General features: G+C 66.1%; 12 protein-coding genes and 1 pseudogene. 7 read left to right on the top strand and 6 right to left on the bottom strand.

Annotated features, from left to right (window positions below; genetic code table 11):
* The first annotated feature begins 100 nt into the window (after positions 1 to 100).
* The 3 genes from ACVILL_RS13830 to ACVILL_RS13820 are packed head-to-tail and all read left to right on the top strand — an operon-like array spanning position 101 to position 2,628.
* Positions 101 to 1,498, top strand: a complete 1,398-nt coding sequence (locus ACVILL_RS13830) for an MATE family efflux transporter (protein WP_456729540.1) — start codon at positions 101 to 103, stop codon at positions 1,496 to 1,498.
* Positions 1,495 to 1,968, top strand: coding sequence for a DUF2867 domain-containing protein (locus ACVILL_RS13825; RefSeq protein ID WP_456729539.1), 474 nt, complete (start codon positions 1,495 to 1,497; stop codon positions 1,966 to 1,968). The genes ACVILL_RS13830 and ACVILL_RS13825 overlap by 4 nt, the downstream gene beginning before the upstream one ends.
* A 3-nt stretch (positions 1,969 to 1,971) precedes the next feature.
* Positions 1,972 to 2,628, top strand: coding sequence for a DsbA family protein (locus ACVILL_RS13820; protein WP_456729538.1), 657 nt, complete (start codon positions 1,972 to 1,974; stop codon positions 2,626 to 2,628).
* A 7-nt stretch (positions 2,629 to 2,635) separates the two neighbouring features.
* On the opposite strand, the gene ACVILL_RS13815 is transcribed toward ACVILL_RS13820, so the two are convergent.
* The gene (locus ACVILL_RS13815; protein WP_456729537.1) at positions 2,636 to 3,775 is read right to left on the bottom strand and encodes an FUSC family protein; all 1,140 of its coding nucleotides are present in this window, start codon (positions 3,773 to 3,775) and stop codon (positions 2,636 to 2,638) included.
* A 132-nt stretch (positions 3,776 to 3,907) separates the two neighbouring features.
* Between ACVILL_RS13815 and ACVILL_RS13810 the strand changes: the two genes are divergently transcribed.
* The gene (locus ACVILL_RS13810) at positions 3,908 to 5,278 is read left to right on the top strand and encodes an MmgE/PrpD family protein (protein WP_456729536.1); all 1,371 of its coding nucleotides are present in this window, start codon (positions 3,908 to 3,910) and stop codon (positions 5,276 to 5,278) included.
* A gap of 134 nt (positions 5,279 to 5,412) precedes the next feature.
* Here the strand turns inward: ACVILL_RS13810 and ACVILL_RS13805 are convergent, their stop codons facing one another.
* The 5 genes and pseudogenes from ACVILL_RS13805 to ACVILL_RS13785 form a co-directional block, all read right to left on the bottom strand.
* Positions 5,413 to 5,715: a DUF1330 domain-containing protein gene (locus ACVILL_RS13805; RefSeq protein ID WP_456734260.1), complete on the bottom strand. Its 303-nt coding sequence runs from the start codon at positions 5,713 to 5,715 to the stop codon at positions 5,413 to 5,415.
* A gap of 127 nt (positions 5,716 to 5,842) precedes the next feature.
* Positions 5,843 to 7,270: a serine hydrolase domain-containing protein gene (locus tag ACVILL_RS13800; protein WP_456729535.1), complete on the bottom strand. Its 1,428-nt coding sequence runs from the start codon at positions 7,268 to 7,270 to the stop codon at positions 5,843 to 5,845.
* Between the two features lie 364 nt (positions 7,271 to 7,634).
* Positions 7,635 to 8,747 (bottom strand): annotated as a pseudogene (locus tag ACVILL_RS13795) (integrase core domain-containing protein); the annotation flags it as partial.
* A 289-nt stretch (positions 8,748 to 9,036) separates the two neighbouring features.
* Complete coding sequence (locus ACVILL_RS13790; RefSeq protein WP_456729534.1) at positions 9,037 to 10,098, bottom strand: helix-turn-helix domain-containing protein; 1,062 nt, start codon at positions 10,096 to 10,098, stop codon at positions 9,037 to 9,039.
* A 53-nt stretch (positions 10,099 to 10,151) separates the two neighbouring features.
* The gene (locus tag ACVILL_RS13785) at positions 10,152 to 10,727 is read right to left on the bottom strand and encodes a GNAT family N-acetyltransferase (RefSeq protein WP_456729533.1); all 576 of its coding nucleotides are present in this window, start codon (positions 10,725 to 10,727) and stop codon (positions 10,152 to 10,154) included.
* 165 nt (positions 10,728 to 10,892) lie between these two features.
* Here ACVILL_RS13785 and ACVILL_RS13780 point away from each other — a divergent pair, with 165 nt between their 5' ends.
* The 3 genes from ACVILL_RS13780 to ACVILL_RS13770 all read left to right on the top strand — a co-directional run bounded on the left by ACVILL_RS13780 (position 10,893) and on the right by ACVILL_RS13770 (position 13,890).
* Positions 10,893 to 11,810, top strand: a complete 918-nt coding sequence (locus tag ACVILL_RS13780; RefSeq protein ID WP_456729532.1) for a pirin family protein — start codon at positions 10,893 to 10,895, stop codon at positions 11,808 to 11,810.
* Positions 11,811 to 11,893: 83 nt separating this feature from the next.
* Entirely contained in the window at positions 11,894 to 12,808 is a 915-nt protein-coding gene (locus ACVILL_RS13775) for a phosphoribosylaminoimidazolesuccinocarboxamide synthase (RefSeq protein ID WP_456729531.1), read from the top strand.
* A 275-nt stretch (positions 12,809 to 13,083) separates the two neighbouring features.
* Positions 13,084 to 13,890 carry a crotonase/enoyl-CoA hydratase family protein gene (locus ACVILL_RS13770; RefSeq protein WP_456729530.1) on the top strand — a complete coding sequence of 269 codons (807 nt, stop codon included), beginning with the start codon at positions 13,084 to 13,086 and terminating at the stop codon, positions 13,888 to 13,890.
* The last annotated feature ends 188 nt before the right edge of the window (positions 13,891 to 14,078 follow it).

Genomic DNA, 14,078 nt, shown 5'->3' with positions numbered 1-14,078 from the left:
CTCAAACAATAGCTTGAGACGCGACGATCTCTGCGTGAGATCGTCGCGTTAGGCAGTTCGGCCATCCTTCCGGCCGGTTTGCCGTGCTAAGCGTGCCGTCATGACCTGCATCGACAAGATCGACCCGGCCGCGTCGCGCGCGGCCGTCGTCCCCTCTCGCAAGCTGCTCACGGCCGAGCTTACGGAAACGCTGAAGCTCGCGGTGCCGCTTGCGCTGACGCAGCTCGGGCAGATCGCGATGATGACGACCGATCTCGCCTTCATCGGCCGGCTCGGCAGCGAGAACGTCGCCGCCGCGGCGCTGGCGCATACCGTGTATTTCGTCAGCTTCACCATCGGCATGGGCATGATGTCGGCGGTCTCGCCGCTGGCAGCGCAGGCGTTCGGCGCGCGTGATCCGCGCATGATGCGGCGCGCGCTCCGCGTCGGGCTGTGGGCCGGCTTCATCATGGTGCTGCCGCTGATGGCGCTGCCGTTCCAGGGCGAGCGCATCCTGCTCGCGCTCGGCCAGACCCAGGCCACCGCGCATCTGGCGCAGCAATATCTGTTCGGGCTCGCCTGGGGCATTTTGCCGGCGCTGTGGTTCATTGCGATCCGCGGCTTCATGAGCGCGGTGAACCGGCCGGAGCCGGTGCTGTGGATCACGCTTGCGGCGATCCCGGCCAATGCGCTGATGGTTTACCTCTTGCTCTACGGCAAATGGGGCATGTCCGAACTCGGCATGTTCGGCGCCGGACTCGCGACCACGATCGTCAATCTCGGCACCTTCCTCGCCGGCGTGTGGTTCGCCGCGCGCCGCCGTCCGTTCCGCAAGTATCACGTGTTCAGCCGCGTCTGGCGCATCGACTGGCCACTGATGGGCAAGCTCGTCGCCGTCGGCGCGCCGATCTCGATCGCCTTCCTGCTGGAATACGGACTGTTCGGCGCGGCCGGTCTCTTGATGGGGCTGATCAGCACGACGGCGCTCGCCGCGCACCAGATCGCGCTGCAGATCGCGGCGATCCTGTTCATGGTGCCGTTCGGCGTCAGCATGGCGGCCACCGTGCGGGTCGGTCAGGCCGTCGGCCGCCGCGACACCGACGCGGTGCAGCGCGCCGGCTTTGTCGCGGTCGCGCTCTCCGGCGTCTTCATGAGCGTCATGACGCTCGCGGTGATCCTGGCGCGCTTCGAGATCGCGGCGCTGTTCCTCGGCGAGGCCTCCGACGCCACGGCGCAGCTCACCGCGGGTCTGCTGCTGATCGGCGCGACCTTCTTCATCGCCGACGGCGTCCAGACCACCAGCGCCGGCGCGTTGCGCGGCATGAACGATACCCAGGTGCCGCTGCTGTTCGCCGTCATCAGCTATTGGCTGATCGGCTTCGCCTCGGCCTCCGCCCTCGCCTTCTGGGCGAGGCTCGACGCCCCCGGCGTCTGGATCGGATTGTCGCTCGGGACTGCGGTCTATGCGACGCTCCTCGTCTTGCGTTTCCGCCTGCTGGCACGCAAACTGGCGGAATGAGGGTCGACGAGGTCACGCCGAACGTGGATTCCGCCGTGCTGCTCGCCGGCGCGCAATTCATCGATGCGTTCCGGATCGCGACCACGCAACCGGATCTCGATGCGCGGCACGCCACCGAGACGATGTTGGGCCAGCAGCCGCGCTGGGCCAAATGGCTGATTGCCTTGCGAAACGTTCTGGTCACGCCGCTCGGCCTGAAGACCTCGGGCGCGGCCGACGGCGTGGGGCGCGACATGATCGGGCTATTCCCCGTGGTCAGCGAGACGCCCGAGCGGCTGGTCGCCGGCTTCAACGACAAGCATCTCGACTTCCGCCTGGTGGTCGACGTCACCAGCACCGGCGCCGCGCGCAACATCACCGCCACCACGCTGGTGCTGACCCACAACTGGCTCGGCCGCACCTATCTCGCGGTGATCATGCCGTTCCACCGGCTGATCGTGCCGGCGATGTTGCGCAAGGTGGGAGAGTAGCGCATGACGTTGTCGGTCGACCTGTTCTTCTCGTTCCGCAGTCCCTACAGCTACCTCGCATTGCCGAAGACGCTGCAGATGGTCTCCGACTACGACGTCGCGGTGAATTTGCGGCCGGTCTATCCGCTCGCGGTGCGCGTGCCCGGCTTCTTCAAGAAGACCAATCCGCAATTCGCCCGCTATGTCGTGCTCGATTCCAGCCGCGTCGCCCAGCACGAGAACATCCCGTTCCGCTTTCCGCGTCCGGACCCGATCGTGCAGGACATGACGACGCTCGACGTCGCCGAGCACCAGCCCTACATCCATCGCCTGACGAGGCTCGGCGCCGCCGCCCAACTCGACGGGCGCTCACTCGCCTTCACCTCCGCCATCAGCCGCGTGCTGTGGGACGGCTCGGTGAAGGGCTGGAACGAGGGCGATCATCTGGCGCGCGCGGCCGATGCCGCCGGCTTCGATCTCGCCGCGATGGACACCGCTGTCGCCGCCGATCCCGATCGCTACGAAGCTGTCATCAAGGACAATCAGGACGTCCATGCGGCGTCCGGCCATTGGGGCGTGCCGACCTTCGTATTCGCCGGCGAACCGTTCTTCGGTCAGGACCGTATCGACCTCCTGATCTGGCGCATGGAGAGCAAGGGCCTGGCGCGCCGCGGCGCCTAGCCAAGGATCATGCCGCGCTCTTCTCGGGTGCATCCGCGACGATCTTCTCCGCAGCCTCGGCATTGGTGCACCAATTGCCGTGACAGCGCTTGAGGTCGTTGAGGTTCTGCCGCATCTGATCGAGCGAGAAGCCGAGCGCGTAGAAGCGCTCGGCAGCGTCGACCGGCAGGCCGCGGATCAGGCCGTCCCTTCGGACCGCGGCGACCTCCTCGCTGTAGGCCTGCAGCGCCGCATCGACCGGCGCCATGTCGGCCGGGCCGCTGCCGGCGCGCAGGGCGGTCGCGACCGACACCATGTAGGTCACGATCGCATTGCTGACGTCAGCCAACGGCCGCGCCAGCCTGACCTGGATATCGGCAGGCAGCGGCACGACGCAGGCCCGCCCGATCATCACGACGTCATGCCGCAGCCGCTGAATGGTCCGCAGCAGCGGACCAGTGTCCGGCCCCGACGACAGGTGCATGGAGCGCTCGCGCTCGGCCTCCAGGCCCGTGGCATGCAGATTGGTCACCGCGGTGCCGATGCCATCCTGGATCCGGTGCAGCGCGTCATTGTCGAGCCCGCGGGTCAGGCCGGCGAGCAATTCGGCGAACGCCGCCGAGAGCAGCTCCAATAGCTTCGATCCATTGACCCTGATCTGGCTGACGGCGCGCGACGGCAGCACCAGGAACGAGATCACAAGTCCGGTGAGCGCGCCGACCGTGACCTCGAGCACGCGGTCGATCGCGGAGTCCAGCGGGTTGGAGTGATGCATCGTCGGCAGCAGCAGCACGATCACCGCCGTCACCGTTGCCGAGTTCAGGCTGGGATTGAGCGCGGCGATGAAGGCCAGCGGCACGATCGCCAGCACCAGGAGCGCCAGCAGGCTGCCCTCACCGGAATGCGGGATCAGCACCGCGATCGCGCCGCCATAGATCGCGCCGCCGATGGTGCCGAGCATGTAGTCGCGGGTCGCCTTCAGCGAGCGGCCGACGCTCATCTGGGTCACGATCAGCGAGGTCAGCACCGCCCAGAGCGGCAGCATCAGATGCATCGCCACCGCGATGGTATAGGCCGCGACGCCCGCGGACGCGATCCGGACCGCCAGCGCCAGCTGGGTCTTGCGGGTCCAAAGCTTGTCGAACATGCGTTTTGCGAAGGTCCTCATGCACCCTGATCCGCAATCAATGGAAACGCCTATGTTAAAGCACGTCGAGCATGGCTGCTGCCCGCGGCGGCAAGGTGGCTTGAAAGGCCAAACCTGCCCGCCTACCCTGCGCCGCAAAATTGAGGAAACACGATGGCCCACGAAACCGCAACGCTCGCCGCCTATGTCGCCGACCTGAAATATTCCGACATCCCGCCGGAGGTGCTGGAGCGCGCCAAGGTTTTGACGCTGGATTTCCTGGGCAGCACCATCCGCGCCCGCCGCGATGCGGAATCCACCCCGTCGCTGATGAAGATGCTGGAGGCGCTGGCGCTCGACGGCAAGGGCGAGGCCACCGTGTTCGGCGACACCAAGACCTGGACGCCCGCGGTGGCGGCGCTGCTCAACGGCGCGCTCGGCCATTCGCTCGACTTCGACGACACCCACGCCGATTCCTCGCTGCATCCCAGCGCGCCCGTGGTGCCCGCGGCGTTTGCGGTCGGCGAGATGGTCGGCGCCTCCGGCCGCGACGTGCTGACCGCGATCGTCGCCGGCTACGAGGTCTGCTGCCGGCTCGGCAACGCGCTCGACCCGACCTCGCATTACGCCCGCGGCTTTCACCCGACCGCGACCGCCGGCACCTATGGCGCCGCGGCGGCCGCGGCCAAGCTGTTCGGGCTGTCGAAGCAGCAGATCATTTCCGCGTTCGGCGTCTCCGGCAGCCAGGCCGCGGGCTCGCTGCAATTCCTGGTCAACGGCGCCTGGAACAAGCGCTACCAGGTCGGCGCGGCCGCGATGAACGGCGTGATCGCAGCGACCTTGGCGCGCAACGACTTCGTCGGTTCGAGCGAAGCGGTCGAAGGCAAGCACGGCCTCCTGGTCGGCTACAGCGACGATGCACATCCGGACAAGGCGGTGGCCGGGCTCGGCAGCACTTACGAGACACTGAAGATCGGCGTAAAGCCCTATCCGAGCTGCCGCTACACCCATGCCGCGATCGATGCGCTGATCGCGATGCGCCGCGAGCACAATCTGACGCCGGACCAGATCAGGAAGGTCGAGGTCGGCCTGCACCGCAACGGCATCACGCTGACCGGCGATGCCGCCACCAAGCGCCACCCGACTTCGGTGGTCGGCGGCCAGTTCTCGATGTTCTTCACCGGCGCGATCGCTCTCGACCAGGGCCATTTCGGCTGGGACGATTACGACCGGCTCGGCGACAAGGCGATCGACGCGCTCGCCGACAAGTTCGACGTGGTGCAGGACGACCGGCTCGAGGTCGGCCGTACCCATCCGTTCGGCGCCCGCGTCTCGATCACGACCGACGACGGCGTGCATGAGCGCCTCTACGCCGATCCCTCCGGCGAGCCGACCTCGTTCCCCGACGCGCAGGCGATGCAGCAGAAGTTCTTGACCTTGGCCCGCCCGGTACTCGACAAGCGCGCCGACCAACTCGCCGACGCGATCCTGACGCTGGAGCGGTTTGATCGCGTGGAGAAGGCGACGCAGCTGGGACGGCAGTAGGCAGCGCCGCCGGCGAGGGCGCGCGATATCCACCGCTGTCGTCCTGGCCTTCGTCAGGACGACGATGGGGATGGTTCTCGATTCATGATGTCGAACAACGCGGTGTCGATTTCATCCTCCGCTGGAGGGTAGGATCAAGGATCCACCTGCTCCGGCCCATCAATGATCACAAAATCCCCGTCCGAATATTTCTGCCGGATCGCCTTGGCAGCCTGATAGTCCGCACAGGTGTAGCATTCCATCGCGGTGGCGCGATCCTTGAACTCGATGACGAAGTTGCGCTGGCGCGTTGCGCCTTCCATCACCTCGTAGGGGCCATTGCGCACGATGAAGTTGGCACCGTATTTCTCGAATACCGGCATCGCGGCGGCGAGGTATTCGGGATAACGGGCTTCATCGTGCACCGTGACGTGCACGATCCAGTAGGCTTTGGGCATGATGGTCTCCGCTGACGCGCGTTTCAAGAAACTGTGGCGCACCTCCTGCGAGATGCGCCGCGGCATCAGAAAATTCCTCACGCGGAGATTCAATTCACGACCGCGCGGGTGGTGTGTGACGTGCCGGTCAATTGCCGCCCGCGAGCCGCGCGCCTGTCGCGGTCGCCGCGACGACATCGCTAACGAGATCAAACACACCGTCCGCCCTAGGCGGCGAGTTCGGCGAACGGCCGAGCCGCACGATGACCAGGCGCTGTGACGGCACGATAATCACATACTGCCCGATCGTGCCCTTGGCGAAGAACGCGTCGCGCGGCCAGCCGTGCCCGACGCGATACTTGGCGCCAAAACTGTCGCCGAGATTGGTCCAGAAGCCCGCGCCGATGCCGACCCATGCGTTCGGCGTCGGCGACGCCGAGTACTTCACCCAGCCCTCCGGCAGGACGCGTTTGCCGCCAACGATGCCGTCATCGAGATAGAGTTGGCCAAACCGCGCCCAATCGCGTGCGCTCGCCATCATCGCGCCTGATCCTTCCGGCGTGCCCACCGCATCGAACTGCATGACGACGTTGCGCATGCCGAGCGGATCGAACAGCTCGCGGCGCGCGAAGCGCAGCACGTCGGCGGCCTGACCGCCCGCCGCGTCGCGGATCAGATGCGAGAGGATGATGAAATTGCCGTCGTGATAGTTCCAGACCTGGCCCGGTGCCGTTTCCAGCGGAATGCTCTCGGCATAGCTGGTCATATCCGATTCCGTGTACTTCATCCGGTTGACCGGTTCGAGCGCTGAGGCGAGCGAAGCCTGCAGCGAACTGCCGAGCGCGAGGCCCGCGGTGTGGCGCAACAGCTGATCGACCGTGATTGCGCGCCTGGGATCGTTCGGATCCTGCCAGGCCGCGATCGGCGCCGGCCGATCGACCGCCAGCTTGCCGTCACGCACCAGGACTCCGATCAGCGCCGAGATCACCGATTTGGTCGCGGAGAAGCCGAGCAGCGGCGTGTCGGTGCCGATGCCGTCGGCATAACGCTCGGCGATGATGCGGCTGTCCTTCATCACGACGACCGCGCGGGTGTGGCGGAACGGCGGCTCCGCCGGCTCGGCGAAGGCGCGGTCGAGCGCGGCGGCGAGCGGCGGGCTCTGCGGCGCGACGATGGCGGGACTGGCGATCTCGGGCAGCAACGCGGCCTGCGGCTGCATCGGCGGCAGCGGGATGTCGGCCGGCGCCGCGCCATGATCGAGCGTGCAGCCGAGCCCCTCGCGATAGACCGCGTGGCTGCGGCCGAGGCCGAACAGCGTCACGGTGACGTCCCTGCGCGTGCGATCGACCTGGTAATCCATCGCCCAGGTGATCAGGCCCACCCCCGGCATCGCCTCCGTGGTCTCGGTGAAATCGCGCCTTGGATCGAGGCCGCTGACGAAGGTTTCGGAGCAGAGGATGTTGGCGACAAATCCGGTTGCCACCTTGGGCACGTCGCGGGCGCGGGCGGCGGACCAGCCCAGCGCGCCGAGGGCTGATGTGGCGGCGAGGATGAGAATGAGCTTTCGACGGGTCACGAGGGTCCTCCGGCATGCGAGATTGCGTGGCGGGAGGAAGCTGGGCCGAACGCGGGAACGCTCGCCGGATTTGGAAATCGGGCTAGCTGAAGGTTGGAAGACGCTGGCCGATTTCGGAATTGTCGCGTGATTACAGCAGCATTTTGAAAATCGCTAGGCCCCTTCGTGAGGCGAGCAGGAAGGTTTGAGCAACCGGCGACTTAGGTAACACTTCAACCCGACGACATGGGTAACACAATTCTCGTTTCGTTCAGGTCTGTTGTTGTTGAGGCTGTGGACCCTGAGGGCAACGCGGAGCGTTGTCCTCAAGTCCACAGCCTTTTGTCGTTCGTTTGGGCTTGCGAAGCTGGTCCCCACGATGAGCGATCGTGCCGAGCTCGATCGGGCCATAGCTGACGATCCAACCGTCCTGATCCTCGGCCAGGCCGACGGGTTCGCCGATCAGCGCTTCGCTGATGTAGATCGTGTTGCCGAGCCACTTGATCTCTCCGTTGTGCCGGACCGAGCGGACGTCCTGGTCATCGTATTCCGGCTTGCGCAAGACACCGTCGAAGCGGCGTGAGGAGGCCTGGTAACGGTCGGCTGGCGTAGCGTTATCGAGCGACTGGTGCGGACGCTCCTCATTGTAGAGATGCTGGAAGTTGCGGAGGCGCTTGAGCTGCTCGCGCATGGTGGGAGCCGGCGGATTGGCGGTGTCCTGCAACAGCGTCAGATGCATCCGCTCATGGCGGCCATTCTGCTGAGGTTTGCCCGGCGCAATGCGCTCCGGCGTCACGCCGGCCTTGATCAGGTTGACCGACAGCCGCGACAACCCACCGGCACCACGCGAGGCAAACGGCGAGCCGTTATCCGAACGCATGTAGTGCGGCAACCCAAACTCGCGGAACGCCGCATCGAGCACCGGCCAGACATGATCCGTGTCGGTGCGCGCCAGAGCCTGGCAGCGCAGCAGATAGCGGCTGTACGCGTCGGTGATCGTCAGCGGCTCGCATCGCTTGCCGTCGCCGGTCAGGAACCAGCCCTTGAAGTCGATGCACCACACATCATTGGCCGCCGCGCACGTCGCAAACGGCATGTTCGAGGGCGGCCCGCGCCGGCGCAGCTTGCGCTTCACCGTCAGTCCTTCGCGGTCGAACAGTTCCCCGATCGTGCTCGCCGCAGGCCATGCCGTCCGCGGTGACTTCCGTTCAAGAAAGGCGCGCACCTTGATCGGCCCCCAGGTCGGATGCGCCCGACGCACCTCAAGGCAACGCTCGGCGATCCCCTCGGCTATGCTCTGCGGATGATGCAGCCGAGCCCGCGACCGGTTGAACAGCCCACCGGCGCCTTCCTGCTCAAAACGCGTAAGCCATTTGTACCCCACACGGCGGCTCACCCCGAACCGCCGGCACACCGCCGCAAATGATTCCTCGTGCTTCTCCACCGCCACCACAAATCGCATCCGTTCTTCCACTGCACAGGTCTCCGTCCATCCCATCGGCAAGGCCCTCCTCGCCGATCAGTTGACCTGTTACCCATGTCGCCGGTCTATTCTGTTACCCATGTAGCCGGTTAGGACCGGTTGGGCTCCCTCCCCCCTTGGGGGGGAGGGCTGGGGAGAGGGGTGGCCCCGGGCGAGACGCTCGATGGGAGCGGCGTCGGCGCAGGATCCCTGCGCATCATCGCAAGGGAGTTTGAGAGACCACCCGCGGGTTACCCCTCTCCCTAACCCCCCCCGCAAGGGGGGAGGGAACCCTGTCGCCGGTGCGTCCCTTACAGGCGGTCCCTTAAGCCGCGCTCGCCTTCAGCTTCCGGTACTCCGTCGGCGTCACGCCGGTGGTCGCCTTGAAGGCGCGGTTGAAGGGGCCGAGGGACTGGAAGCCGGCGTCCATGGCGATGGTGATCACGGGGACTTCGGCCTGGGCGGGATCGGCGAGCGCGGCCTTGGCTTCCTCGATGCGGTGGTTGTTGAGGAAGACGTTGAAATTGCGATAGCCGAGCCGCTGATTGATCAGGCGCCGCAAGCGGTACTCCGGAATCTTCAGCCGAGTCGCCAGCGTGCCGATGGTGACGTTGTCCTGGCGGTAGATGCGCTCGTCCGCCATCAGGCGCATCAGGGCATTGACCAGCTTCTGGTCGGTGGCCTCCCCCATCGCGGCCGACTGCGCATTGGCAATGAGGGGCTCGACCGGCGCGGCGAACAGATCGGCGCCATCGACGCGCATCATCGACCAAGTGATGGCCGCGACGATGGCGGCGAGCACGGCCATATTGAGCAAATTGGCCCACTCCACGGTTACGCGGCTGCCGGCATAGGCGATCTGCAGCAACGCGTTCATTCCGCCGTACAGCGCAGAGGCCGCGACGATGAAGACACGGACACGACGGCGGCGCTCGACCAGATCCGCCGACCATGATCCGATGGTCTGCGCCACGGCAAGCACGATGAAGACGAGCACTAGCAGATTGACCGTGGTAATCGCCACCTGCGCGTGGCCGCCGGGCGCGATCCACATGCAATTGACGAAGCTGAACGCCACCACCGCGGCCCAGATCAGGCCGTGCCACCAGCGCAGGGCGAAGGCGTCATCGAACAGCGCGCGGGTGAACAGCCAGAACACCACGATGCCGCCGGTCGCGAGCGCGATCAGCGGCGCGTGCCAGACCGAGATCGGCGGCCCGGCGCCAATCGACGCGGTCACCGCATGTGCGGCCGCGCCGAGCGCGAAGGCGATCACGAGCCGCCCGGCCAGCACGTTGCGGAAATCCGCGAACATCGAAGCCGCAAGCACCAGCAGCAGCGTCACGGCGGCGGCGCGCAGGCAGAGTTCGGTTGCGGCCAATGTCATCGGTCGAAAGGATCTCCGGGTCAGCCGAACAATCGTCGCTCAGGCGGGGTTTTTCAAGCCGGATCGCGGCGCCAGCGCTCGCGCGTCGTGACCCAGATATCGACGACATCGCCCTCGAGCCTGCCTGGGCCCTCGTTGACCGCACCGAGCCGCCGCGCCACGGCCTGTGACGCTACGTTGGCCGGATCGATGCAATGGATGATGCGGTCGAGGGTAAAGTTGGCAAATACCCAGTCGATCGCGGCGCGCGCGGCCTCCACGGCGTAGCCCTTGCCGCGGCATTCCTTGGCAATGCCCCAGCCGACCTCGAAGCCCGGCCATTCCGGCGGACAATACGGGCCGACACGGCCGATATAGCGGGCGGAGGATTTCTCCTCGACCGCGAACATGCCGAAGCCGTACAGCACCCAATGGCCGGAGATGACCGCGGCGTTGCGCCAGCCCTTCAGCTCCGACGTGACGGGCTGGTGATCCGGCGTGATGAAGCGCGCCGTCTCGGGATCGGACAGCATCCGCGTATTCTCGGCGATATCGGACGCGCGCCATGGCCGCAGGATGAGGCGCGCGGTCTCGATCACGGGACCATCGACCTGCAACAATTTTGCGCCGGGCTTGATCGGCGAAACCATGAGGATCTCCGGTTTCCAAGATTGCTCTGTTATCACGCGCCCGCACGCGCCAGAAGTATCTCTGTCGTCCCTGCCTAGTGCGCGGACGCGCGTTCGCGTGACCCGTTGGCTTGGCCGGGACGACGATTGGAGTATGATCGCCACACCACTGCTAAGGAGTCCGACATGAGCTGGCAGCCCTCGACCGATCCCGAACTCGGCAATCCCAAGACCTGCGACGCGCTGGATCTGATCATCGTGCCGCGCACCCGCGATCTCGGCGACGGCTTTGCAGTGCGCCGCGCGCTGCCGCATGGCAAGCGGCAGATGGTCGGGCCGTTCATCTTCTTCGACCATTTCGGCCCGGTGCAGTACCTCGCCGGCAAGGGCATGGATGTGCGGCCGCATCCGCATATCGGGCTCGCCACCGTCACCTATCTGTTCGACGGCAGCATCATGCACCGCGACAGCGAGGGCAACATCCAGGAGATCCAGCCCGGCGCGATGAATTTGATGACCGCGGGCCGCGGCATCGCGCATTCCGAGCGCACCCCCGACGTGCAGCGCCGCGACGGCCAGAAGATGCTCGGTTTGCAAAGCTGGATCGCGCTGCCGGCGGGCAAGGAGGAGATCGCGCCCTCGTTCCAGCACTACGGCGCGGGCGACCTGCCGATGATCTCCGAGCGCGACTTCACCGCGCGCGTGATTGCCGGCTCGGCCTTCGGCATCACCTCGCCGGTCAGCATGGTCTCGCCCTGGTTCTATACTGAAGTGACCGCGCAGGCCGGCACCTCGGTGCCGCTCGATCCCGATCACGAGGAGCGCGCGATCTATCTCGTCGACGGCGAGGTCGAGATCGCGGGCGACCGCCACGAGGGGCCGCGGCTCCTGATCTTCCGGCCCGGCGACCACATCACCGTGAAGACGCTGCGGCCGACCCGCATGATGTTCCTCGGCGGCGACGCGCTGGAAGGGCCGCGCCACATCTGGTGGAATTTCGTCTCCTCCTCGAAGGAGCGGATCGAGCAGGCCAAACAGGACTGGAAAACCGGACGTTTCGCGCAGGTTCCGCAGGAACACGAGTTCATTCCGCTGCCGGAGTGAGCTATTTCCTGTGATAATCTATGGCGCCCGCACGCCTCGTGCGGGCGCTCGTCTTTGCAAAACTACCGAGAAAGCCCACGCCCATGACCGCGATGCTATCCAGCGATTTGCCCCTGCCCCGGATCGGCCGCGGCAAGGTGCGCGATATCTACGCCGTCGGCGACGATCGCGTGCTGCTGCTCACCACCGACCGCATCTCGGCGTTCGACGTGGTGATGGCGGAGACCATTCCGATGAAGGGCGCGGTGCTGACCCAGATCAGTGCGTGGTGGTTCCGGCAACTCGAAGGCACCGTGCCGCATCACATGATCAGCGCCGATGCCGACGAGATCATCCGCGCGGTGCCGGAACTGAAGAACCATCGTGCCGACATTCTCGGCCGCGCGATGCTGTGCAAGCGCACCACGGTGTTTCCGATCGAATGCGTGATCCGTGGCTACATCTCGGGCTCCGCCTGGAAGGAATACGCCGCCGAGGGCACGCTTGCCGGCGAGAAGCTGCCACCGGGCCTGGTCGAGAGCCAAAAGCTCGCGCCCGCGATCTTCAGCCCGGCGACTAAGGCCGAGGCCGGCCATGACGAGAACATCACGGTTAGCCGCGTGCGCGAGATTGTCGGCGCCGACGTCGCCGCAACGCTCGAGAAGATGGCGCGCGATGTCTACGCTTACGGCGAGCAGACCAGCCGCGCCCGCGGCATCATCATCGCGGATACGAAATTCGAGTTCGGCCGCGACAAGGACGGCCGCGTCATCCTGATCGACGAGGTGATGACGCCGGATTCGTCGCGCTTCTGGGCGGTCGACGCCTACAAGCCCGGCCAGCCGCAGCCGAGCTTCGACAAGCAGCCGCTGCGCGATTATCTCGACGTCGAGCGCCGCGCCGGCCGCTGGAACGGCGACGCCCCGGCCCCGCCGCTGCCGGAGAGCGTGGTGGATGCGACGAGCAAGCGGTATCTCGAAGCGTATCGGCGCGTGACCGGAAGCGAGCTGAAGATCTAGCCAGTCGCATTTGCAGACTGCCGTCCTCATAATCGATCTATCACCGTCACCCTGAGGTGCTCGCGAAAGCGAGCCTCGAAGGGTCGGCGGCCACCAGTGAGGCCGTGCATCCTTCGAGACGCGCTACGCGCTCCTCAGGATGACGGGGAGAGAAGGACACGCGTCTCCTTTTTTGCCCGCCCTACGGAATTGCGCCTTCCACCGCGGGATTGCGTGCGCGTCGCCACTGATGTCACTCTCCGGGCACAACAAGGAACAGCCCCAGGGAGCGACCCATGTCCGATGCCGATACCGTGCTCGTCGAGCACGACGGTCCTGTCACCATCATCTCCATCAACCGCCCGCACAACCGCAACGCCGTCGATGGCGCCACCGCGCGGAAACTGTATGACGCGTTTCTCGCGTTCGACGCCGATGCGGGCGCATCGGTCGCGGTGTTCACCGGCACCGGTGGTTACTTTTGCGCCGGTGCCGATCTGAAGGCGGTGGCGGCGGGCGATCCCGAGAAGAAGCGCGAGGTCGGCGGCCACAACACGATCGCGCCGATGGGTCCGAGCCGGCTGCGGCTCTCGAAGCCGGTCATCGCCGCGATCGAAGGCTTTGCGGTCGCCGGCGGCATGGAGCTCGCGCTGTGGGCCGACATGCGCGTGGTCGCCGAGGACGCTACCTTCGGCGTGTTCTGCCGCCGCTTCGGCGTGCCGCTGATCGATCTCGGTACCATCCGCCTGCCGCGGTTGATCGGCCATTCGCAGGCGATCGATCTGATCCTCACCGGACGCCCGGTCACAGGCGCGGAGGCGCATCGCATGGGGCTCGCCAACCGGCTGGTGCCGAAGGGCGAGACCCGCGCGCATGCCATCGCACTCGCCAAGGACATCGCGAAATTCCCGCAGAACTGCATGCGCGCCGACCGCTTGTCGGCGCTGCGGCAATGGGACCTCGATGAGGAGGAGGCGATCAAAAACGAGATGCGCGGCGGCCTCGAGGTGATCACCTCGGGCGAAACGCTGGCGGGTGCAACGCGCTTTGCCTCCGGCGTCGGCCGTCACGGCGCCTTCGGCAGCGAGGTCGGCCACAGCTAACACACACGATCGCCTGCCTTCTCCTTCCCCCTGAAAAGGGGGAAGGCCGGGATGGGGGTTCAGCCGCAGGCGACGCTGTATGTGGAGAGAGTTGATCCCCACCCGCTTTGCTCTGAAGAGCAAAGCGACCTCCCCTTGAAAAGGGGAGGTTATGCGAAGAGACCGTCCCGGATTTCGCTTCGCTCATC

Source organism: Bradyrhizobium sp. USDA 3364 (assembly GCF_054056355.1).
This window is presented reverse-complemented; position numbering and strand designations above follow the sequence as displayed.